Origin of the sequence: Rhodococcus sp. D-46 (genome assembly GCF_011290655.1) — a bacterium.
GTDB classification, from domain to species: domain Bacteria; phylum Actinomycetota; class Actinomycetes; order Mycobacteriales; family Mycobacteriaceae; genus Rhodococcus_F; species Rhodococcus_F qingshengii.
Genome location: NZ_JAANTF010000023.1, coordinates 1 through 23,054 on the forward strand (window position 1 = coordinate 1; position 23,054 = coordinate 23,054).

General features: G+C 61.0%; 20 protein-coding genes and 1 pseudogene. 7 read left to right on the forward strand and 14 right to left on the reverse strand.

Annotated features, from left to right (window positions below):
* Window positions 1–106: 106 nt before the first annotated feature.
* The 3 genes from G9U53_RS33800 to G9U53_RS32505 form a co-directional block, all read right to left on the reverse strand.
* Entirely contained in the window at window positions 107–499 is a 393-nt protein-coding gene (locus G9U53_RS33800) for a hypothetical protein (RefSeq protein ID WP_242692870.1), read from the reverse strand.
* 192 nt (window positions 500–691) lie between these two features.
* The gene (locus G9U53_RS32500; RefSeq protein ID WP_165639939.1) at window positions 692–1,228 is read right to left on the reverse strand and encodes a hypothetical protein; all 537 of its coding nucleotides are present in this window, start codon (window positions 1,226–1,228) and stop codon (window positions 692–694) included.
* Window positions 1,229–1,320: 92 nt separating this feature from the next.
* Entirely contained in the window at window positions 1,321–1,989 is a 669-nt protein-coding gene (locus tag G9U53_RS32505; RefSeq protein WP_165639940.1) for a hypothetical protein, read from the reverse strand.
* 267 nt (window positions 1,990–2,256) lie between these two features.
* Here G9U53_RS32505 and G9U53_RS32510 point away from each other — a divergent pair, with 267 nt between their 5' ends.
* Window positions 2,257–2,478, forward strand: a complete 222-nt coding sequence (locus G9U53_RS32510; protein WP_165639941.1) for a hypothetical protein — start codon at window positions 2,257–2,259, stop codon at window positions 2,476–2,478.
* Window positions 2,479–2,700: 222 nt separating this feature from the next.
* On the opposite strand, the gene G9U53_RS32515 is transcribed toward G9U53_RS32510, so the two are convergent.
* From G9U53_RS32515 to G9U53_RS32555, 9 genes are all read right to left on the reverse strand, one after another.
* Complete coding sequence (locus G9U53_RS32515) at window positions 2,701–3,387, reverse strand: hypothetical protein (protein ID WP_165639942.1); 687 nt, start codon at window positions 3,385–3,387, stop codon at window positions 2,701–2,703.
* A gap of 134 nt (window positions 3,388–3,521) precedes the next feature.
* Window positions 3,522–4,163 (reverse strand): hypothetical protein, encoded by a 642-nt coding sequence (locus G9U53_RS32520; RefSeq protein WP_165639943.1) that lies wholly within the window; start codon window positions 4,161–4,163, stop codon window positions 3,522–3,524.
* 14 nt (window positions 4,164–4,177) lie between these two features.
* Window positions 4,178–6,400, reverse strand: a complete 2,223-nt coding sequence (locus G9U53_RS34310; RefSeq protein WP_165639944.1) for a 3'-5' exonuclease — start codon at window positions 6,398–6,400, stop codon at window positions 4,178–4,180.
* 286 nt (window positions 6,401–6,686) lie between these two features.
* Window positions 6,687–6,971, reverse strand: coding sequence for a recombinase family protein (locus G9U53_RS32530; protein WP_165639945.1), 285 nt, complete (start codon window positions 6,969–6,971; stop codon window positions 6,687–6,689).
* Complete coding sequence (locus tag G9U53_RS32535) at window positions 6,968–7,192, reverse strand: hypothetical protein (RefSeq protein WP_165639946.1); 225 nt, start codon at window positions 7,190–7,192, stop codon at window positions 6,968–6,970. The genes G9U53_RS32530 and G9U53_RS32535 overlap by 4 nt, the downstream gene beginning before the upstream one ends.
* Before the next feature lie 709 nt (window positions 7,193–7,901).
* On the reverse strand, window positions 7,902–8,564 hold the full coding sequence (locus G9U53_RS32540) for a hypothetical protein (protein WP_165639947.1): 663 nt from the start codon (window positions 8,562–8,564) through the stop codon (window positions 7,902–7,904).
* A 172-nt stretch (window positions 8,565–8,736) separates the two neighbouring features.
* Entirely contained in the window at window positions 8,737–9,708 is a 972-nt protein-coding gene (locus G9U53_RS32545) for a DUF932 domain-containing protein (RefSeq protein ID WP_058228304.1), read from the reverse strand.
* 234 nt (window positions 9,709–9,942) lie between these two features.
* The gene (locus G9U53_RS32550; RefSeq protein WP_165639948.1) at window positions 9,943–10,779 is read right to left on the reverse strand and encodes a hypothetical protein; all 837 of its coding nucleotides are present in this window, start codon (window positions 10,777–10,779) and stop codon (window positions 9,943–9,945) included.
* On the reverse strand, window positions 10,776–11,255 hold the full coding sequence (locus tag G9U53_RS32555) for a hypothetical protein (RefSeq protein WP_207624773.1): 480 nt from the start codon (window positions 11,253–11,255) through the stop codon (window positions 10,776–10,778). The genes G9U53_RS32550 and G9U53_RS32555 overlap by 4 nt, the downstream gene beginning before the upstream one ends.
* 217 nt (window positions 11,256–11,472) lie before the next feature.
* Here G9U53_RS32555 and G9U53_RS32560 point away from each other — a divergent pair, with 217 nt between their 5' ends.
* Window positions 11,473–12,219, forward strand: a complete 747-nt coding sequence (locus tag G9U53_RS32560) for a hypothetical protein (protein ID WP_047269081.1) — start codon at window positions 11,473–11,475, stop codon at window positions 12,217–12,219.
* A 262-nt stretch (window positions 12,220–12,481) separates the two neighbouring features.
* Here the strand turns inward: G9U53_RS32560 and G9U53_RS32565 are convergent, their stop codons facing one another.
* Together G9U53_RS32565 and G9U53_RS32570 are read right to left on the reverse strand one after the other, a co-directional pair.
* Window positions 12,482–13,867 (reverse strand): DnaB-like helicase C-terminal domain-containing protein, encoded by a 1,386-nt coding sequence (locus G9U53_RS32565; RefSeq protein WP_047269082.1) that lies wholly within the window; start codon window positions 13,865–13,867, stop codon window positions 12,482–12,484.
* Window positions 13,864–14,730, reverse strand: a complete 867-nt coding sequence (locus tag G9U53_RS32570; protein WP_165639950.1) for a RusA family crossover junction endodeoxyribonuclease — start codon at window positions 14,728–14,730, stop codon at window positions 13,864–13,866. The genes G9U53_RS32565 and G9U53_RS32570 overlap by 4 nt, the downstream gene beginning before the upstream one ends.
* 242 nt (window positions 14,731–14,972) lie before the next feature.
* Here G9U53_RS32570 and G9U53_RS32575 point away from each other — a divergent pair, with 242 nt between their 5' ends.
* The 5 genes and pseudogenes from G9U53_RS32575 to G9U53_RS32595 form a co-directional block, all read left to right on the forward strand.
* Window positions 14,973–16,637, forward strand: a complete 1,665-nt coding sequence (locus G9U53_RS32575) for a hypothetical protein (protein ID WP_165639951.1) — start codon at window positions 14,973–14,975, stop codon at window positions 16,635–16,637.
* A gap of 107 nt (window positions 16,638–16,744) precedes the next feature.
* Window positions 16,745–17,272, forward strand: a complete 528-nt coding sequence (locus tag G9U53_RS32580; RefSeq protein WP_165639952.1) for a single-stranded DNA-binding protein — start codon at window positions 16,745–16,747, stop codon at window positions 17,270–17,272.
* Window positions 17,273–17,421: 149 nt separating this feature from the next.
* On the forward strand, window positions 17,422–20,052 hold the full coding sequence (locus G9U53_RS34315) for an FtsK/SpoIIIE domain-containing protein (RefSeq protein ID WP_165639953.1): 2,631 nt from the start codon (window positions 17,422–17,424) through the stop codon (window positions 20,050–20,052).
* Between the two features lie 293 nt (window positions 20,053–20,345).
* Window positions 20,346–20,567, forward strand: coding sequence for a hypothetical protein (locus G9U53_RS32590; RefSeq protein WP_042953407.1), 222 nt, complete (start codon window positions 20,346–20,348; stop codon window positions 20,565–20,567).
* 2,049 nt (window positions 20,568–22,616) lie between these two features.
* Window positions 22,617–22,922, forward strand: a pseudogene (locus G9U53_RS32595) (metal-dependent hydrolase); the annotation flags it as partial.
* Between the last annotated feature and the right edge of the window lie 132 nt (window positions 22,923–23,054).

Genomic DNA, 23,054 nt, shown 5'->3' on the forward strand with positions numbered 1-23,054 from the left:
TGCGGTCGAACCGGTCGACCGTCACACGAACTGACCATCGTCACTCACATAACTCACACCGTCGACATCGAACAATGGGGGCCTACCAGCAAGGTTTTGAGATATGTCAAAACTGCGTGCAGATAATGCGAGTGTCACAACCATTGTGGCCAAATTCGACGTCAACATCATCTGTCCATGCGGCCCCGAACTGATCACGGGAATAGCCCGTCTTGGGTGCGCGCCCCTTCACGGGAAGCGTTTCGAGAAGAGTCGTCGCGCGGTCGAGTTCTGTGCCGGTCAGCTGCCAATTCCGAGATGCTGACCCGTCGCTCGTGGCAGTGAATGCGCTCGGTTCGACCTCTGCTTCTACAGGATTCACGATGCCCGGGTCAGCGGCGATGGGCGCATTGAACTCGCAACCGCTGATCGCCAACGCAAGGATGCCTGCGAAGGCACCGGCCACGAAGGGCATCGCTACACGGCGGATCGGTTTGGGTGAGTGTCGAATTCCGAACACTGAAGGTCCTTTCGGTGAAGTTTGTTACGTATCAGGTTTGGGCAGTATCAAGTTGTATGTTGATGAGTTTCATCAAGTGAGGTGGTGGATGCGGCACGCACGATTCGGCGGGCTGATCGCTCGGCAACTGATGGGTTCAAACACGCAGATGAGTCGGGAGGTAAGCGCGCTTCGGCATAATGTCGAGGTCAGTCAGCGCTCCAGCCTTTCGGTTTCGCTGGTTTGTAGATGCTCGCCCCAGGTTTGAGTGCGTACGTCGGCGCATATCGGGCAGTAGGTTTCACCGCGGGCGCAGGTCCACCCTGCTTGCGTTTCGTATTCGTCTCCAGTGCAGTAGCTTTCGCTCATCTCTTCTCGAAGATCCGTTGTTCCGCACGCGTCGCAGGTGAAGTTCGCCGACATTGCCGCTGGCATTCCTGTTCGGGTTGAGTCGTATCCGAGCGGTTCGCCTTTCACACGTTCGGGCAGGGCTCGGTGGTCAAGGAATACGTGACGGTGGGCGATCGCAAGACATATGCCGACAAGGATGGCCAATGGCACAGCGGCGTGGGTTGTCAAGAAGGTCTGGATAGTGGTCGGGCACATCGGAGATCCGTTGCCGCCCAGCAGGGTTGTGTAGCACTCGGCGGCAGGTTCGAGCTGTTCGACAGGGGGCAGGGCGAGCATCCAAGTCAAACCCGCGACCGCAATCAGGTCGAGCAGCAGTAGCGTGCAGATCTGAGTTCTCATCGACGTTCCCTATTCGTGTTGGAGCAGTTCAACGGTGATCTCGGCGTGCTCGGGCAGTGTCGTCAGAGCGAGTCCGAGGGCCGGCCATCTGGTTATTTCGTCGAGCGTTCGTCTCGTGGGGTCCGCTCACGCTGCTGTAGGCGTTGTAGTCGAGCGGCTGGCGCTGTGGTGCGTCGCTGGTTGATCCAGGTGTGCACGATCGTCTTGTAGAGCGCTGGTTCTGTGGTGGTGAGGAGTCGTTGGGCGGCAGGTAAGCCTGCAGCGCTGGTTGCTTCGCTGTCAGCTGCCCATGTCCTGTCTTGGAATCGCCGGCGTCGATACCGCAGAAGCCACAGACCTGCAGGGACGAGCATCGCGGCGGCGACGAGTGCGGTCAGTCTGGAACTGCTGTCGACGTCGTGGCTGAATGCAGCAGGTAAGAGGATGAGCACAGTGGCGAGCATCCCGAGCGGTGTGCCGTATCCGGGTTTGTGTTGGCGCGGAGGGTATTGCGCCCAGGACAAGGTGTTCGTGACGATCCAGCGTCCCGCAGCAGTGTCGGTGTGGGTGTCGATGTCCGTCGCTGATACGGCGAGCACGGGGACGGGCTCACCGTCGACGCGGTGGTGGTAGACGCGGGTTTCGCCGACGGGGACGCGTTCCGCTGACGCCACCTTCGGGTACCTCCGGTTCACCGTCTGCAGGTCGGCGGCGGTGTTCGACCACCATTCGAGTTCGGTGCGGGTGAGCGTCGTTCTTCCTGTGGCTCTGATCTTCGTCATGAGAGTGCCTTCCGGATTGTGTATCCAGGTCGGACGTTATCGGGCGCTGTTCCGGTGTAGTGGTGCTCGGCTGTGTCTTGAACGGGTGGCGGGGTTCCGATCGCGGCGGTCGGTGCGGGTGGGTCTTGATGCTCGCGGGATCTCTGATGATTCGACCGTCGTGGGTGGACGGCAAGGCGCCTGTGGAACACACCATGGGCGCTTGGTGGTTCGCAGGCGCTGGCGTGGATGCCGCCTAGAGGGAGGGCTGACCGATAGCGTTTGGATATGACCAAAGCATCCAGTTTCCTCTTTCAGGCGCAGGACTTGGCATCCGACGATGATGCGCCGCGGTTGCGATCAGCGTTGACGGCCGCGCGTGAGTGTGAGCAGAGAGGGGGGCCGTACCCCGACGAAGTGCAGGAGGCTGCACAGTTTGCGTACGAGTTGTTGGAGATCGCTGCTCCCGAGGTTGTTGCGGAGCTCGGTCCACCGTCGTGGTCAGCGTAGTAGCGGAATGGTGAAGGCCACGTCAGCAGAAGCGAACTCGTTCTGCTGACGTGGGCTTCCTGTGTGGATCCCTCTCGCATCGGTAGACCTCGAAAACCGCACATCCTGGCCTTCACTACCTTCGGAGTCATTACTGTGAGCGGCGCCGTCGGACTGGGCGCCTCTAGTGCTCCTTTGTACAGTTCGGGGTGAACCGATCGGGGTGGGTCGACGACCTGCGAGCTACTTGGTTCCGCTACGCAAAATGTTGCGGCGGAGACCCATTGCGTCGAATCGGTCGTTGAACTTGCGGACCTGTGGGCCGAATACCTTCGCGAATCGTGACATGACCTGAACGGGGAATGACGTAGCAAGCAGCACAATCGCTGCTGGGATCACGTCGCTCGCCGACGTCGATGTCAACAGGGCGATCGGAAGCCCAGCGTTGTGCGCTACGAGGGCCGTCGAAACCAGAACTGCCACATACAAAGACAAGAGTCGCTGAGACATGGATCCCACCGTCCGCGCCCAGCTGATGACGTATTCGAGATCGCTCCCAGTGGCGGAAGTTTTACTCCGCGCGCGCGAGATGAGTTTCGACGCCGTAGCTATGAGGGCCACGACGGCGATCAAACCGACGAGTGACACGACGACCAGCAAGGTAGTGACTGCAACTGCATTGACGCTGCTACCTGCAACTTCTGCGGTCCTGGTGAGGGCGGAAGCCAAGTCCTCCAGTGCGTTGATGCCCTGCGAGCTCGTTTCGGCGGTCGGGGTTTGCCACCACGATCCCGCGAGAATGAAGGTGAAGAGAAACGTGAGTAGCGCCGTTGTTGCAGCCAGCCTCGTGGCTTGTGGCCACGGACTCTTCGTGGATCGAGCAGATAGTTCTGCGGGTGTGGTGGGCCCTGTTTCTGTTGGATGGGACATTGGGCTTTCTCCTGTTCTCGGTGTGCAATTCGAGGTCGGCCCCGGAATGGGACTGGCTGGTGGTGGGTTACTAGCCTTTTAGTGCGTTTGCCGGCGACGGGGGCAGGGGGCGGGGCGGGGCGGGACACAGTCGATTAGGTGGCGATGTGTCGGGACTCAGCGCGCAAGACGACTTTGCGCATGATCGACGTAATCGTCTGCATGAAAAGTGATCCCGCCTGGGATGGGTAAGCGCACAGGACTAACAGGAGCACCCACACGATCGCTGACACGGCTCCCTGCACTGTCAGGATCGCTACAGAGTGGCCGGCGCCTCCGGCAGTGACGGCCGTCGAGATCAGCAGCGCCACATACCACCGCAACACGGGGCCGACCGTCCGACTGAGGCGCAGCGAGAATCTGCGCCAGGATTCGGCGAAGTCCGTGAATACGCGTGCCCGTAGGCCGTATGTGGCGACGGAGAGGATGAGTGCAACTGTGAATGCGCCGAGAGTGATGCCTGCGCCGACTCTGTCGACTGCTGCTGTGCTGGCGCCAGTCTCCTCCGCGAACGAGGTCAGGGATGTAGACAGGTTGTAGAGCGATCGGGTCCACGCGTCGGTGGTGGTCTCGTCGAAAGACACTCGGTCCCGCAGCCACTCGGAGAATGCGGCAGTCAGTATCGCTGCTGGTACAGCGAAGCTGGCGATCGAGGCGCAGACAGCCCGACTCACAGTCCCCGGACGCCGAGGGTGGGAGTCGGGAAGGTTCGACTCGATCGTCGATTGTTCGGACACGAATGGCTCCGCTTCTATTTGTGTTGATCACGCCAGAACCCGAGTAGGGCTCGAGCTGTCATATGGGCGTCTTTGAATGCGTTGTGAGCATCGCGGTACTCGACGCCGTGTGCGGCAGTGAAGTCAGCGAGGCGAGCACCGGTGCTGTTGTGGTCGAATCGCCTGGAGAGCGCCATGGTGTCGATGACGCGGTCGGCGGAGACCCCGTTTGCGGCGAAGTATTGGCGTTCGAAACTCGCGTTGTGCGCGACCATCGTGGTGTTTGGATCGCTCAACAGTTCCTGCAGTCTTGTTTTAGCCTGGGACTGCGCAAATGGCGGCTTACCGTGGATGTCCTGGTAGTTGATGCGGTGAACGTCTTTGGCGCCCGTTCCGATCGTTCGTGCTGTGCGAGCATCGATTCCGTGAAGTTCGTCGATTCGTTCAACGACCTTGCCTTGCCCGTTCATCACGACTGCGCCGGTTTGGATGATCTCGCCACGTCCCGCTGACAGAGAATTCGTTTCGATGTCGGCAACGACGAAACGACGGCGGGTATCTGCGGCTGGGTTGTACGACTTGTAGAGGCTGCGGACGGCGTCGTCCGCGGATCTGCCGGATGCGACTTCGGCGCTGATCATCTCGTGGGCTTGTGCGGTGCTGATGCCACGGTAGGCGGCCAGTTCGGCTGCGGTGGCCCGGTTCTTCGCGTGTCCAGATTCTGCGCGCGGTGCTTTCGTCCAGGTGAAGGTGCCGTCGTTGTGGGCGGGTTGGGGTGGGTTTGTCTTCTCGGTCTGCCAACTGTTCCAACGGTTGTCGAGTTTTTCGCGTAGCTCGGGCATGGTGGCGGGTTGTGTGAGGCCGGTGAGGGGTTCATCGGCGTGGATTCGGTACTGCCGGTAGGTGTGACCGTCGATGTTGACGGCGATGTCGGCGTGTTTGAGCCCGGTTGCGTCGAGCGCGTTCGCAGCTTCGGCGCGCACGTGTGGTGGGATATCCGCTCCGTAGCCGTCATTTGCCGTGGCATGTTTGACGATCAACGCACCATCGGGGGTGTTTCCGTCGCTGCTGGTCACGGCTGTCAGTTCTGCCTGCTGCCAGGGGCGTTCACTGTTTCGCCAGATCCCGGGGGTTGATTGGACCGACAGTCCGGGGTTGGCGGCCGCGAAGTCCGCTGCGGTGGTGTGTTCCCAAGCTGCGGCCCGGCCTTCACGTCCGGTGTGCTGTGTGTGGGCGAGGTGAGCGCGGCTGATGTCGTCGTCGGTGACAGCGTTGATCGCGGACAGCTTCGCACTTGTCGCGGTGTGGGGGCTGTTGGGGTCCTTGACGCCGGCGGCGGCACCGATGTGGGTGCCGGGGATTCCGTCTTGCCGGGCGCGCAGTTCAGCTTCACTGCCGGGAACGTGTGTGCCGATATTGATGCTGTCGCCGATGGTGGTCCCGGAATATTCGGGCGGGGTGGAGAGTTCGCTGACTCTGGCCGCGTATTGCGCGCTCTCGTTGGCGTAGGCGTTCAGGTCGTCGTCGGCGATGAGACGGTCACAGTGCGCGTCGTGAAGGCAGTCGCGGGCCGCGGATACCGTTTCGATGTCTGTGCTGGTTTTCGCCGCTTCCCAGCCCCTTTCGGCGTCGTGTTCCGCGGCGTGGGCGTAGTCGCGTGCTTTGAGGAGCTGTTGATGCTCTGCCGATTGGGCACGTTCGTCGAGGACTGCGCGGGCTTCGTCCACGTCGAGAGTGGCGGCGTGTTCGCGTGCCTGGTCCAGTTCGTCGGATCGTTGACGTCGCAGGTAGTAACCGGAGGCGGTGTCCGCGGTCCACTCGCGATACGACGCCTGCATTTCTTCTTCGAACTGGTCGTCTCGCCATTCTTCGTATGCTGCTTCGGCAGCGTCTTCGGAGCTCGCGTACTCGGCGAGGGTGCTCGGCTCGAAGCCTGCGTCGATCATGTCCTGGCGATGCTTCGGGTACTCCGCGGCGTAGTCGCGGCCGAACTCGCTTCCATCGGGGATCGCCGATGCGGGTGGCTGAGCGCCTGCACGGAGCTGGGCTTGTTCGGCGTCGGTCAGGGTCTCCCCCATCACGGCTTTGCGCTGCAGTTCTAAAAGTTCCAGATGCTCGGTGTCATAGACCGATTCGGCGGACAGCGCGTCGGCATACGCGGCCGCGTGGGTGGCGGCTCTACCGGTGCGGTTGCAGCGGGCAGCTGCATCTGCCGAGCACCGACGTGGACCTCCCGGTTGGTTGGCTCCGATGCACACTCTGACCTCACCCCCAATTCGGCGCCCTGATCAGACCACCTCGCTTGGGGCGGTCTGATCTGGACGCGGATTGTGTCGCTCCTCCGATAGGTGAGAACGTAACTTGCACGGTTCCGGTCATCGAGGTGCTGGGCTGGAAGGCGACTATGCGTGAGACAGCGGGGTGTGCGCGGCGATGGAATCTGCCTCTCACGATCTGCGCCGGACGGGGGCGGGGTGGAGGGCGGCCTCCGCCCAGACGGTGACAGCCGCTTGACCGGGCGGGGCCGCTGTCACCGTCCTCGAGCTAGGCAGCTCGGCGCTCACCGCTTTCCCGGAACACTTCTTCGCCAAAGATGCTTGTGACCTCAGTCATTCGCGATTCCTGGCGGATCTCCTCTGCAACAGCTGTCTTGAGCAGTCGAGAGATGTTGTTCCGCCCCCACACCACTTTTCCTGCCGGTGTGGGAATCCCCTCGTCGTTGAGTTCGTCGCAGATGTATTGCATGGTTTTCCCCTCGTTTCGCAGCACCAGAATTCTGCGGAGTACGGGCAGAGGGCAGAGCATCGGCCGCCCGACACGGCCGCTCACTGCTCGCCACCTCCTCCGAGGCGGTTGAGCAGGACGTCCAAGAGCCGGAAGGCGCGCTCGGAACGATCCGCGGACCCGAGTAGGGCAAGGAGCAGTGTGCACGGGACCACGGTGAGCATGATGATGCCTCGCCACCGCGTCAAGAGAAAAGCAACTGCCCAGATGATCAAGGCCGCAGGCGAATTGGGCATTGCCTCGGCAAGTGCGGTTAGAAATTTCACGGAGGACTACCTTCCACGCAGATTGCGTGATCGGCGGGCCTTGTCTCCGTCGTTTAGACGTCCAGAAGGCCCGTAAGTGGATTGGAAACAATCGACTTACGGGTGTTGTTGGGGCCGCGAGTGACCTGCGGCTTGGTAGTGACTGTCCGGCCTGGTGCTTCGCCCTGCTGGGCACGGCGAACCAATAAGGATCTCAAGCGGGCGATTCTTACAGTCTCGGTTCGGACGTTCCCGCGTCTGAACTGAGAGAGGTGTTCGTCAAGGCCGGTGACTTTCGGCGGCTGGAATGGGTTGTACTTGGACAACCACGATCCGACTTGCCGTCGGGTTTCCATGAGCTGATCGAAAACCTGGCGCAACGGCGACACAGCACGGATCGCATCTTCGCGAGCTTGAGACACAGAACGGTACGCGTCGCGGAAAGGATCCAAGAGCTGTTGGCTCATCCTCCGCTGGACCTCAGCGACTGCAGGTATACGCAGTGCCCGCTCCGCGGAATGGAAGGCTCGATAGTGAGCAGCAGTTAGCACGGGGTAGCCCGTGCTGACTGCTGTCACTAGTGTTGCCATTCCTCAACGATACTGCTTCCGCGAAATGTCCGTATATTGACGCGATTCCATCAGCCACCTCGCAGGCACCGCAGCTCCGCCGTCACCGCGGTCGAACTTAGGACCGCGGTGACGGTGCTCCTCCGAGCCGGCAGATCGGGTCAGGCGGACAGGCTCCGTTTAATCGGGTTGTAGTGCTCGTCGAGCCAGCGACGCAGCTTCGCGTCTTCGATCGGGTTGGCAAATGCTGCCGCGATTACGACTGCCAAGGTCAACCCTTCTGCATCGATCAGAGCTGTTCGGACGTTGATCTTCGTTCGTAGATTTCGGCTTCCGTCGCCGGGGCGGGTGAGTCGAACGGCCATGGAATCCGATGGGTGGTCGATGCTGTAACGGTAGGTACCGAGGATATTCAGGTGCAGGGCCCAGGAGACGAACGACTCGCAGCCTCCGAGAGGGCAGGCCTGCAGGGGGCCGTCACCGGGGCTGTGGCCCCAGCGGGCGACGCGCGCACGGTATTCGGCTGCTGCGTCGATCTCTGCTTGTACGTGGAGGCGTTGGAGCTTCCGCAGTTCGGCGGGAGGGCGGCGGTGCAGTAGCGCGAGCTCGAGTGTTCGCATGGAGGTGGACAGGCCTTCGGGGGTGGCTCGTTGTTCTGCGAGTGCGGCGGTGTGGGCTTCGGCTAGTCGCTGACTGCGTGTGTTGGCGTCGGCGATGTCGCGGGACCGGTTCTGTATTCGTTCCCGGGTTTCGGCGATTTCCTGGTCCAGTGCTGCCAGCGCGTGCGCGTTGTCGTCGTCGGCGGATGTGTCGAGTGCTGGCATCGGCAACTTTCGAGGTGCGGCGGGCGTCGGTGCGTCTCACCTTATGGCCCGGGTCTCGTCCGTTCTCGGGTTCGGCCGCTTCTGGTGCCTGCGCTGGTCGCAGCAGTAAGGGTCGTGAACGCAAGAAACCCACCCCGGCGACTATGCCCGGGGTGGGTTGGTGTTCTCGAGCCTATGCGTGCGTGAGCATGCGATAAGCGGCCTGTTTCGTTCCCGCCGAGTCGGTGTTGGTGAACTGGCGGGCGGCTCGAGCCTGGTCGACGCTTTCACCGGTGCTGGTGCGGACGCCGCGCCCCCAGTCTTCCCACTCCACTACTGCGTTCAGTGCGCCCCACCGCGTCGCGCGGCCTTCGGATTGGGTGTTGGCGATGTTGAACAACTGCATGAGTTCGCCTCGACGGTTCTCCCACCGGGTGCGTGCGGCTTTCTGCGACTCTTCCGGCTTCGGGTAGAGGGCATCGATGTAGTCCGCGAACTCTCGACTGGTCATCGGCTGAGAGATCAGCATTTCGCCGACCGCCGCGAAACTCTTCGCGTATCGAAACGCGCCCTGCAGCAGGATTTCGGCCATGCGGCTGTGCGCGGAGGCGGTATGCGGGATGGACCAGCGTTGCGCTTCGCCGATACCGACTGTCATGCCGTTCATGCACACCAGCCGTTTTCCGCTGATCTCACCGGAGATGGAACCTGACCCGTCGTGCGAAGTCCGGATAACGATCCCGAAGTCCACGACGTCCTTTCCTCCGATACGAACGCGTGCCTCCGGGAGATCCATCGTCAGAAACGTCTTACGACTGTGGTCGAGCGACCCTGCGTGGGCGAAGGTGGCACCGAGATCCCTTGCGTTGTCGGCGATTGCGAACGCGTCGGCGTTGGTCACCGGCGTGTAGCGGGAACCGACGACGGCAAGCCCCTGGTACGTGTCGTCACGCATGATCAGTCGCTGCCCCGGAAGGGAGGTGTTGATCAGGCCGGACTCGCCCATCAGGGTCAGGTGGTCGGTGTTGTGCACGGTCAGGCCCCAGTCCAGTCCGGCGGTGCGCAACGCTTCTGCAGTGTCGCGGGATCCGGCGACATCGGTGCCGAGCACGGCCTGAGCGGGCAGGCGGTGAGCGGGGCGGGGAAGGGTGGTCGATGCGGTCATGATGTCCTCCAAGGATCGGCCCCGGTGGGGGCGGTGTGTGCAGCTCCGATGCCATGAAGTTATTGAGATCTCGTAGTGAGTGCGGCACGGGCGCAATCGAATAGCGTCGACAATCCGCAGGTGGGATCCTTTGGCCGGCGGCGACTGGGCCGGACAGGCTCGCGGTGTTTTTGCAGGGCTGGCGTGTGCGGTCAGCCCGGCGACGACCAGCGATAACGGTGTTGAGCGGGTCTTTTACTGTTGGCGCAGCGGTAGGGATTGTGGGGTGGAACCGCCAGCGTCGAGCACTTGGTGTGCAGCGGAGATGCGTGCGGCGAGTTCATCGCCTCCGCTAGCCGTCGTGGGCGGTGTGTCGACGAGGCTGCGAAGGTGTTCGCGCGCTGCGGGCGTGAGGAGTCGACTGTCGAGTTCGGTGACTTTCTCGGCGAGGGTCACTAATTCGCTGGTTGCCGTGTCGATCGATGTCTGTCGGGCGGTAATCGACAGCTCTGCGTTTCGCGATTCGAGTTCCACCGCTTCCATTGGAATCTGTCGATCGTTCAGTGTCGCTGACAGATTCGCTCTAGCGATCAGCGTTTTGTCTAGCGCGGCGGCCGTCGACACTGCTCGCCACGTCGTCACGGCGACGTTCCTCGCAATCGGTTCCTGATCTCCGAGACTGCCGTGTTGGAAGGCCACCGAGCCGATGATCCGACTCTGTGCGGTGACGGCCCGGTCCGCGTGCGATCGCAGGACAGGGTCGAGGATGCTGCTGCGCGTGATCTCGATCGGCCCGATTGTGTCGTCGAGTTCTCTGGCGGCGGCGCGGGCTTCGCCGAGTTTCGCTCGGTACTTCACTCGTGCTGCGTGTACTGCGGCGATGGTGATGATCGCCATGATCGGGGCGGCCACCACAGCGGGCACGAGCAGGGAGAGTATGCCCGCGCTGATGGCAGCCCATATGACAGCGGCAGTAAATAGATAGGTATCGAACCTGTCATGCACTCCGGACAGCCGTGCGTATCGGCGGTCGATGGGGTGGTCGACGCGGTCCGGATTCACCAGGACGTTCCAGGTGTGGTTTCGGTTCATCTGCGACTGTTCCCCTTCCCGTGTAGTGGTTTCCGATGTGGTGGTGTGTCTTCACGACGCGCTTGGCGACGGGCTTCTTCGATCAGCATCGGGTAGGTGTTGGCGATGGATCGGAGAACGCGGCCCTTGATCACCGCACCGATCTCGGCGCGGTCCTTCGGGCTAGCCATCTGACGAATGAAATCTCGGTGGCTGTCGTAGCCACTGCATGCGTGCCTGAGGTAGTTCACGCAGATTCGGGTCATGAAGGCTTCGTCGGAGGCGAAATCTGCTGCACGCTTTCCGGGGTTGAGTTCGTTGTAATGCGCGGTCGAGAGGCGGATCAGGCGAGGCAGCGACATCGCGGGCACACTCACGTCGACGATGTTGGCGGCAGCGATGAGTTCAGCGCGGGTGGCCAGGGCTGCCGTACGGCTTTGGCCTCGGCCCGCCGATCCGGAGCGGTCCCGAATCTGCGGGTTATGTTGTGCATTCACTCGCTGTCCCTTCTCCGTAATGACGCGCATCGTCATCATGCAGACCCTGGTTCCGGTGCTCATGCTCACTTTCCGCGTCGATGACCGGAACCCCGCCTGCCACGATGTCTGCGAAGGGCTTCGCCGTCTTCACTGGCGGTGCAAGAGAAGTTCCTCGGGCGCCGCAAGGTGACGAGTGCACACCGTCCTGAACTAGTAAGCGGGAGAAGGGAACAGCATGAGCGAGTTGGCCTCAACTGCAGGGAGGTGGGTCAGCGAACATCGGAGGCCGCTGACAATCGGCGGTGTCGTTGTCGCGGTATCAGCTCTGATCATCGGCATCGTCTCCGTCGTCGCTCAGCGCGATGACCCTGTCGACATGCAGGCTTACGCTGTGCCAATCGTCTCGATCAACGACATCCCTGCCCGAGAGTTCATCGGCTGGTCTCAGCAGGCCGTAGACGTTCGACCTCAGAACTCTCCGGTACCGGAGAGGATGAGCGCTCCAGACAACGGACAGTGTGTGCCCGGGGGGAAACTCCAGACCGCTGTTCAGTCCATGGTGTTGTCGGGGTCGCGCTGGTCGGGAAACAAGTTCGTCAATCCTGGCGGAGCGCAGATCATGAATGTTCAGTTGTCGAACTCCCCCAACACCAACCCCGATGTAATCGATGATTGGTTGTCTTCCTGCGCGCAGACCCACTTGGTGGTGGACGGCGCCGGTGATCAGGAACTGCGTTTAGCATCGCTTCCCGTTACCCCCGAGTTCTACCGACTCGACGACGCCAGGGTCTATACCGCCACACTTGAGGGCGACCGAACAATGACGACGATGACCGGATGGGGAATCGCTGACGGGATCACCGTCCAGGTCGATTTCACCTTTGTCGGACAGCCTAGCGACGAAGCCATTGCACAGTTCGACGTGGTGTGGCGAGCGCAGGCAGGCAAGCTCGTTGGTATGCAAGAGGCCGGGGTTCTCTAGCAAATCATCACCGACGGTCAGATCGACGAGAGCACTTCGACAGTCGCATCGTTTGCCGAAGTGCGCAGGAACTCCTTCTCGAAGCCTGAATACCCTGCCGCCGATCTTTCCATCTGCGAAACTCGCAAATGACGTTCTCGCTGCGCGCCTGAACCAAACCTACGTCGACCACCATGGCGTCGTGGATTGACGGGCCAGTGCTCGCGATGGTGGGACCGCAGCACGATCCCATCTGGCGAAAACGTAGTGGGCCGATGAATTACTAACCTGCAGAACCGATTTGGCGATTTCTCGGCTCCGATGTGCGGGCAAACTCTCCAAGGAAGGAGCGCGACAAAATGCCACCAGCACGCCCCTGACGATGCTTCAAAATGAGTACATGCAAATCGTCTGGGGTCTCGGATGATCCCTGAGGATCGATCGCGTACGGCCGGTGCAAACCGATGACGAGGTCCGCGGCTTCTTCCAGGCCGCCAGAACCCTTCATATCGCTCAGTTTCGGAGGCCGGTCGCCTTCAGTGGGACCACGGTTGAACTGAGCTGCAACGACCACGGCGATGCTCATGTCCTTGGCCATCGCCTTAAAACCGTTCGCGATCTCGGAGAGCCGTTGGGCCTGATTGAGAGATGCCTGTTGTTGATCGCCGGCCTCCGTGAGCTGGATGTAATCTTCGAAGACGATGCGCAAGTCTGTGCCTTCGGCCTGAAACTTGGTGCGCGCTGCAGCCGCGACCCGACGCATCTGAGGCAGGGTACGTGCTGTGTCGTCGATGACGAGGTGCCACGAGGCGACTCGCGCCATGGCTTCGGAAACTTTGTCCCACCCGAGATCTGTTAGTTCGGTGGGGTTTTGCAGTTTGTTGCGGTGCATGTTTCCGCATTCTGCGACGACGAGTAGTTCGGTGATCTCTTCGGCAGGCTGTTCGAGGGAGAAGAGAACTACACCGGCCCCGGAATCGCAGGCGGCTCTCACCCAGTCGATGATCGCGGTCGTTTTTCCTGTCCCGGGTCTTGCCGCGAGGACGGTCAGCCGTCCGTCTTTCAGGCCCTTGACCAGAGCCATCGAGTCTTTGCCTCCGTCTAAGTCTCTCCATCCGGTCGGTACGCCGTCGATGCCGTCGACCCCGTTGACCAGTCGGACGTCGAGTGAGTGTTTCAGTTCCTCGATTTGAGATCGGATGTCGGGCAGCGTCGTCGACTGAAATGATTGGGCATCGAACAGTTTCGCAAGTCGTGAGCGGGCTTCGTCGACAGATGAGAGTTGACCATCCCGAATCAGATCGAGGGCGAGTTCCATCTCTGATTCCAGGCGGCGCAGTTGTTCTCGACCTGCCATCGCTTCGAGATGAAGCTGCGGGGCCCGTGCAGATGCTGACAGGGAGGCGTGGGTCATCGCGGAGAGGCCGCTGGGACCACCTGCGACGTCGAGTTGGTCTCGCCTTCTCAGCTCCGTCACCACTGAGGTGAGGTCCACGGGGTGGCCTGTGGAGACCAGCGTGCTGATCGCTGCGAAGACAGCTTTGTGTTTGTCTGTCGAGAACGCATGCGGTGACAGTGCAGAGACGGTCGACGCCACGAACGCTTCGTCGTCGCCTTCGAGGAGACGTCCAAGTAGGACTTGTTCAGCGGCAGAGTTGTTTTCGATCACACCTTCACCTTGCTCCCGCAGGTGCGCGCTTGCGGCACGGATAGTCGCGTACCCACCATGTCCACCAGGTCACCGACATCAGAGGGGAATTCTCCGGGCATCCGGAGCGTCGAGTTGGGAAACATCGGGGTGTCGACGTCGAGCGACGAGATCCTGATGACTGCTCCTGGCCACGGCAATGCCCACGGATGTGTGTGCCACGGTGTCGGATACGTTTTCGCGGCCAACGAGTCGACGATCCGGGAGTCGTCGGTGAGGAGTTTGAACCGACGCGACGCCGAGCTGCCGGACTTGTGTTCAGCCGGCGACAGCGCATCTTGGACAGCACGCAGCAGCTTGTCGACGTCGGGTTTCGTCATCGGCGGGCATCGGGGCGTGGTCCGCTCCGAGACGGGAATAACAGCGGATGTCCCGATGCGATCGGGCTTCGGCACAGTCAGCGCGACATGCAGTCGAACCGGACCGTCGATGGGTACCCACTCGGTTCCGCCGATCCGGAGTGCTTCCCGGGTGATGGTGTCACGCCAGGCACGCAGTGCTGGGCCTTTGTCGTGTTTGATCACGCCGGCCGCGACGGCTCTCATTGATCCTTGGGTGATTGGCTTCCCCTCAGCGACAAGCCACATCGTGTGGTCAGGCAGGCGCGCGAGGCCTCCACGATGGCTTTCGCGCACGACGGAGTCCTCGGGGGTCTTCGACGACGACGCTGTTTGCACCGCGACCGGTACCGCGGCGAGGGCTTTCTCCGGGACGTGCGTGCAGCTGCTGCACCGCGTCCGGCTGATCGGGATGAGTGCGGCCCGACAAGCCGGGCAGTATCGGTGCGATCCACTGGACAACAGCGCGTCGGCGTTGATGCTCATGATGCGGACCCTATGACTGCCGGTTCCGGTGTTCGGGCGGGATTGATGCGTTCGACGTCGCCGCAGAGGCGACGTGGCGGGCCGGTGACCGTAACCGGTTGGTGTTGGATCGGACTCAGAATGTGCGGTTGAACTGCTCGGATGTTGCTTCGTGCCGCACTTGTCAGTCGGTGGCGTCAGTATTTGGTCATCGGAGATCACCACGCCAAGGCACCTACGGCGCAGCGAATCAGGAGAAAGCCATGCAGAGCACATTCACCCGACAGACGCACAACACCTCTTATGTCGCGTACAGCAAGTCGGCGTCGAAGCCCATTCAGGTCCAGGTTGCTGGTCAGGATTCGACGGTGCCTGTGCACTCGCAGGTTCTGATTCGCGAGTTCATCTCGATCGAGATCGACAGCATCGACGACGCTCGGGCGACCAGTCAGCGCCAGCCGACTCTGTACGTCAAGTTCAATGCCCGATCCGCGAAGAACCCAGACGGTGAGTCCGTCGGTCTCAGAGAGAATTTCGGTGCGTCGATCCAAGCAGGTGGCGACCTTGAGAAAGCAGTTCGGCATGCACTCACCGCAGGAAAAGCGGTGTACGTGGCGATCGAAACGAAGCGGCGATACAAGAACAGCGCAGGTGAGATCATCTCGTACTTGACGCCGATCAACGAACTGCGTGGTGCGACGAAAGACGGAAAGGGCGGCTCGGCGTCCGCGACCCGTGAAAACTGCGCAAACGTGATCGCAGCGATCGGCCCTGCTGACGCTCCCACGACCAACTTGATCTCCGACGAAGTGACCAGCGACCCGTCGAAGTGGGCCACGTTCCGGAGCAATCACGATGGCACTCAGGTGCCTTCGGGGTTCGTACGCGTGAACACACCCGAAGGTGATCCGACTGGAGCGATCACCGCCGCCGAGAGCGCCCCAGCCGCCGCGCCGGCATCGGTCGACGTCGATGCTCTCGCCGAAGCCGTCGCTGCTCGTCTACACGGCGCCGCTCCCACCAACGGAACGCCCGCCGTATCCGGAGCGGTTCGACGTCCTGCGCTGAGGGAAGCGCACTCGGTGGAAGCGAAGCCGTGGGAGCCGTACAACTCCGACGGCCGCGCCAATGCAGGTTCCTACCTGACCGCAAGCTGGCGAAACACTTGGTCTGGCGCCATGATCCTGCTGACGACAGCCGCATATGAGGAACAGGACGCAGCTGAGCGCGCAGGTAGGGAACCTTGCCTGCTGGAAAGCTCTGCCCTCGCATCGACGGCTACTGATCTGACCGAAGTACTTCTCTCCATGGCCGATCAGGTTCAGACCGCCGTTGTCGGCCGGATCAACCGGATGGATCGATCACACGGTGAGGCCGGAAAGTGGGTCCACCAGATCGCTTCTCGTCTGGTCCCGATCACTCTTGAGATGCTTAGCGAAGAGCACTCGGAACAGCGCGAGATGTGGCGCAAGACAGTGGTCGCTCAGGCGACTGCAGTGTTCGCGGGCGCCTTGCATTCGGTCGAAAGCTACCTTGACGGGCAGTATGACCAGCCGACGCCGATCAACGATGCTTCCCGTAAGGCCCGGGAGCAGGCCGGTAGGCAGGCGCAACAGGGGAACGCTGCTACCTCGACGTCCGGCGCTCAGATGACGTCGACGAATGCTGCCATCGGCGATGCGGCCACCGGAGACGACGCACTCATGCAGCGTTGGAACGCCTTCCTGCAGCAGTGCAAGCTGACCGGTCACGAGGACCGCGTCAAGCCGTTCCTCGCCGCTGCCTGCGGAACCGCTGATCTCGCACAGATCCAGGCGCAATTGTTCAGCGAACGACTGTCAGCGTGGGAGGCCGAACCCCAGCGGTTCGTAGAAGCCGCCGCCAGCGCCTACCGGGCTTCTCAGCCCGTCGCACGACAGTCAGCGTGACCACAGCGCGAGGCGCTCGTCGTGCCGCGCACCGAAATCGTCTGTGACAGCGTCGACTACGAACCCACTAGCACCAACCCACCCAGCGTTTACAGAAAGGTAGTCCCATGGCAGGCGACACCGTAATCACCGTGATCGGCAATCTGACCGCAGATCCCGAACTTCGCTTCACTCCGGCCGGCGCAGCCGTCGCCTCGTTCACGGTTGCCTCGACGCCCCGCGCGTTCGACCGCAACTCCAACGAATGGAAAGACGGCGATGCACTGTTCATGCGTTGCAATCTGTGGCGGGAGGCAGCCGAGAACGCCACCGAGAGCTTGACCCGGGGTTCACGCGTCATCGTCAGCGGCCGCTTAAAGCAACGCTCGTACGAAACTCGTGAGGGTGAAAAGCGTACCGTCGTCGAGCTCGAAGTCGACGAGATCGGCCCCAGCCTCAAGTACGCCACCGCCAAAGTCGTCAAAGCCAACCGAGGTGGTAACAGCGGCCAGACCAACAACGGCAGCACCACATCCCAGTCCACATCGCGCCCGCCGAACGCCGGAAACGATCCATGGGGAAGCGGCGCCCCCAACGAAGATCCGTGGGGTGCCGGTGCCGCCACATCCCCCGCGAGCGACGAACCGCCCTTCTGACGTACGAAACTCACTGTGGCCCCGACATCATCCGTCGGGGCCACAGCACATTGCCCAACCCAACACCGCCGAAGAGCTGTCACGACAGCCATGACACCGGAACTGCCACTGCAATCATTCCCCTATCGGAGACCACGAAAGGGGGAAGGGTGCCACGCACACGCCGCGGAACCGCCTTCTCTGCCCAACTGCAACAGCAACTAGCTACATGGGCAAGACGACTATTGAACGACTGGGCGGTGTTGACCTGGACAGCTGACAGCGCCCGTGTCGGTCCCGTCACGGTCACTGCACTGAACTGGCTTTTCCTCATCGGCATCTCGGCATTCGGGTTCCTGACCAACGGGCACTTGATGTGGATCGGCGTCGCCGCGGCCGCGTGGTTGGTGGTGACTATCGTGCGTGCCAGCATCGTGATGCCACGGCGCCGCAACACACTTGAAGCGATCTATTCCGGCTTGCAGAAACCGGCGGGGCTTCCATCAGGGACCGTCAGCCGACCTACGACCCCCTCCAAACACATCACTGCAATTCGATGGTCGTCATCGCAGTCCATTCGCGCAGCCCAGCTGTCCGTTGGTGCCAGCAGTGCCTCGGTGGGGGCACCAATGCGACGACTGATCGTCGAGAAGGCCATTGAGCAGAGCGTTCCTGCACCGGCCGACATGGAGTGGGTGTTCAACTGGACTAAGTCGAACACTGTCGAGTTCGAAGCGGTCAACGGTGACGATCCACGGGTCGCGAAACAATTGATGGCCCGGAAGATCACTGCGACTCTGCGGTCCCTCTTCAAGATCACCGACCGGAATGCAGCAGATGGATACGCCCTCGACATCGCCGAATGGGCTGACGAAACTCGCGCAGACGGCGCAATCGTTCCGATACCGACGCAGCTTCGTTTCGCAGCTGGAAGCCAAGACCTGACTGATCCGGGTTTTCGAGACACCCTCGAGCGCAGCTTCGACCGATCTGTGTCGTGCCCGGGCGAGTGGATCTACTTGTGGAACAAAGACGAGCAGGCCCTCGAAATCAGCAGGGCCGCCAAAGGATCTCTGGAAGCTCGCAGGAAGCTCAACGAACGAAAGTTCGCCGACGAAATCCGCTCCGCTATAACGAAACCAGGCAAAGACCCTGTCGTCGCCGTCGTCGAGACTTGGGCCGACGACGAATCGGACCAGCCGGCAACTATAGACGTGGACTTCGGAACACTCCCCCTCGGTGAACGCCGCCTCCGCGACAAGCTCGAGGACAGCCTCGATACCTCGATACACACGCGCTGGCCTGACGTCCGCTTGCTGTTCGACTGGAAGTTCGAGGGCGGTTCAACGCAACTCGCAATCATGTCTGTCGATCACAACGACGTCAGAGCGAAACAGAAATCGGTCGAAAAGAAGCTCCGCAATGTTGTGGAGTCGAAGTTCGGAAAAGCCAGTACGCCAGTCGACTGCGACATCATCGAATGGCAGGAAGGCCTATCGCCCACAGGCGAAGCCCTCCCCCAGCGAGCGCGAGTGAACTTCGGATCCATCGACGTCAACAAACGCGAAACCAGGGACGAGTTCCAAGATCACTGGGACTCCCTCACCACGAACAACGACTGGGCATACTCATGGTCCACCGCAGATGGAATAGTCACGATGACCGCGGTTCCGCGCCTACCAGATCAGCTGGCATTTCCGATGCCTGGCACCACCGCATTCGACGAAGCGATCGCGCTGGCCCGCAAGGGAGTTCTACGTTTCGGCCCGCAGAAGGGCGGCGGCTGGCTCGACTGGGACCTCAACGAAACACCGCACGGATTAGTGGGAGGAAAAACCGGCCAGGGAAAATCTGTAGCGCTGTCGATCGTCTTGTTCTACGCGATGCTCTTGCCGGACGTCTACGAAGTTATCGTCTGTGATCCGAAGCGCACAGACTTCACCTGGACTCCAGAATTCCCCAGTGTCGTCCACTTCGCTGCGACCGACACTGAGATCGTTGACGCCGTGGCGCGAGCCAAACGGAGGATGGATGCCGGCCAAACGCTATTGAACAAGCTACAAGTCCGGAAGCTGTCCTGGCTACGAGAGAAGTACGCTGCGGATCCAGAGCTCGAGAAGGCACACGGACCTGTACCTCGCCGCCTGATCCTTTTCTTCGACGAGCTCGCCGACTTCCTCGCGAAGGGCGCGAACAGCGACGTCGAGGAGCTGAAAGACGAAGCACGCGCCAACCTGGAGTCCATTGCTCGATTGGGCAGGGCGATCGAAGTGAACATCGTTGCGGCCGCTCAGAAGCCGGACGCAAAGATCATCTCAACACAGCTGCGTTCCCAGCTCGGCTTCAGGCTCGGTGTCGGTCCTCTCGACCAGTACGAATCGCAGCAAATCCTCAACTCCGACCATGGCACCCGTTTCCCGGAAGAGGGAACACCGAAGGGTCGATCGTGGGCGTACGACCCCAAGAACGGCTATAGGCAAGTTCAGGTCATGTTCCTGCCCGATGACTCGATGGTGTGCCCGTGGGATGCCTCCATCATGTTGACGGGGTCGAAAGAGTTGGCGCGGGATCGCCTGATTGAGCTCGGGTTTGCGCAGACATCGATCACCAACTCCGATGGCGGTATCGAGCCGCGGTGGATCAGGGTGGAAAACGACGATGCGTGGCCATCAATCGACGTTCCCACCAACGCGGAGCACGACTCCGAATCCTCAGACACGAAGCCTGAACTGGATTTTGGTGCCGGTCTCGGCGACCAGGAATTGAACGATTCTGATGATGTCGATCCGTGGAATCAGTAGCGAACAAACCACATTGAAGGAGGGCAGGACATGAAACGGATAATCGCGGTTGTGGTCACGCTGGGAGTTCTGTGGGGGGTAGGTACGTGGTTCGGGGACGGGCAACTGATGTTCTCGCCTAGCTGGTTTCAGGCTACGAATCAGAAAGTGTCCGGATTCGTAAACAAGAGCGAGGACACTGTTCGAGACAAGCTTCCTGAACCGAACTTCACTATCGAACTTCCCACCCCCAGCCCTTCGCATGGGTTCGCTCCACGTGAATCTGAGGGTGTCGGACCTTCGGTGGTGCCGTCATGAAGCTGATCGGGTATGCACTCGCAATCCTCGTAGTGATTGGAATTGTGAAGGGCACCATCGATATTGGCGATGGAAGCCAGTCAGTCGCTGACATCGCTGGCAGCATCCTCGGTGGCATCCGCGATACGACGGTCATGCTCATTCCCAAACTGATCTCTTTGGTGACCAGCCTGGTCGACCAGATTCCTGACGCCAACGAGCTTCCCCCGCCGAACTAGACCCGCCATCGAGGGCAGCTCGCGAGGTAGACGCGGCCACCGATGGGCGTCTACCTCGGGAAGAGTTGACCAGCGATCCGGCCGGCCAGTTCAGCGCGGTTCCCCCATCCCCGGGATGTGAGTGGACAGGCGATGCGACATGCCCCGCGTCGTGGGCCGCTTAGACGGCTACAGCGCATCAGGGAGGCGGGCATCCGGTGCCGTTGAGGAGAGTTACTCAGCCAGCCGTCTCCGCAGGAGCAACCGCCCTCGTCTCGGAGTAATTTTTCCGACAAACACGCTGATGGCGTGTCTTCACGAATACCTGCAGATCAGAGCGCCAACCAATAAGTCATGACTGTTTCCCCAGGTAGACAGCTGTTTATTTGCACTACCGTCGAAGTGTCCAGCCAGTCGATCACAAGGGAGACATCAAATGTCAAGAACCGTCCCATGCCCCCATGCAAGTTCCGGCCACGGCCCACACGAGGCAGGCTCTCGGGAGTACCGAAAGTGCCGCGAAATTTCGTCGCAAGAACAGATACAGCGCACTGTCCGCGAGGACATCCTTGCGGGCAAACACTCCGAGATCTCCCACACCCTCACCGCCGGTTCCGCACCTACGCTCAAGCAGCAATTGGAGGCGTTGGCGAATCGACCTGCACCGAAAGGCAAATCAGGTGAGCGATCTTTCGGCGACTGATTTGAAGAGGCACCAGGCGCACGGGCCAGAAACGTCAACTGGCGAAGATCGAACCCAACGAGCCGAGGGATCCCCGACGGTGCCGAAGACCTGCGGTCATTTTCGACCGTAGGTCTTCGGCGCACGCGGGAGACTGGCACCTGCGAAACAGGCCCATGCGAAATAGCTCCGCTACTGGCGATGGCGCATAACCAGAGGGCGCGCAGTTCATATTCGGGCCAATCAGCTGTAATTGCAGTAGCATTCGTAGCAGCGCGGCCCCATCGGGGGGAACTACCGTGCAGCACAATGCACCTATCGGAGGTAATTGAATGCCGCTTAACTCAACAGCTGCCCATCTTGCTGCAGAGATCGCCGCCCACGACTGGAGTGACGCTCCCTACAGGATCGACCGCGCAGGGCACAGCCGAAACGATGACAGCGATTCCAAGCGGACCAAAAACTTACCTGCGGACGAAACTGCCAAAATCAAGACAAATGTTATGTGGAATGTCGCGCAGGTCATGGCCTATTCGGATCCGAAATTCGACGTCAACGACTTCGCGAGGGCGTGTGGCATCCCGGACTCAATCAGGCTCCGCCACGACGGTTCTCCCAGCGGAACGATCGAATCGGGACTCCGATCTCACCAGGTTTCAGGCGGACGCCGTTACGCAATGCCCGGTTCCTCAGCCAATCCTGCAGTGCGAATCGCAATGAACTCTTACGGTAAAGACGCTGCGATCTGCGGAGAAGTGAAACTCCACCAGAGCAACTCTGGGTTCAAACACAACGAAGCCCGTATGCAGCCCCGAACATTCGCAGTCACTACATGGGACGGAATGGCGTACGGCGAGGGCTACATTCGGAAGCTCGTTCGGCGCGGCGACTGGTATGTCGTCGAATGGGACTCGTTCTGGGCGGTCGATACCCCGTACCCTTGCACGGCTCCGGGCGGCCGGCATTACGTTGACGTTTTGATGTGAGCCGAAGTTGAGGTTCAGCGATACACATCGGTTGCCCAAGTGAGTGATTGGCGTCAAGTGTTCGTCGCAACCTCTGAGGGCGACCCAAGTCGCGTGATCTTCGCGACCCAATCGTTGATTGGGTCGCGAAGATCCAGACCAAAGCAGCGGTCGTACCGTAGGTCGATCGTCCTTCGACTCCTCCAGATCGCCAGCCACGAACCACCCCGCACGAACTAATCGCTCCCTGACGACCCGCAGTTGTCCCAATATCGACAAAACCGCAGGTACTTGTCCCCAAATCCCACAATGTCCGATTTTTATCCCATTTTCAGGCGATAGCGGCAACGACGATTTCTTCTCTATCACCGGAAGTCATGTCCCTAGGCTCACCTCTATCGGAGATGACGAAAGGCACACGACATGGTGATGGGCCCGACACATGCAATGAGCGGCGCAGCCACAGGCTTGGCGATAGCTGCGGTATTACCGCCCGAATGGGGAGGTCCGACGTCCATTCCTGGTGCATTCATATTCGCCGGCATTACAGCTGGCGCTGCCCTCCTCCCGGACTTGGACAGCCCACAGGCCACAATTGCCCGTAGTTTCGGACCGCTCAGCCAGGCAGTCGCTCATGTGGTGGAACGGATCTCGTTGGCATTCCACTCTTTGACGTCGACGAAGCGTGACGACAATCGGGAGAACGGCCATCGCACCACCACTCACACTCTCGGGTGTCAATGGCCACGAAGTTCTCCCCGTAGGCGGCCAGTAGTTCTCCCCGCTGGTGGCCACGGGTTCTCCCCGGTGGCGGCCAGTTGTTTTTCCCCACCCGCTTTCTGATTTGGGTTAGCTGAAGGG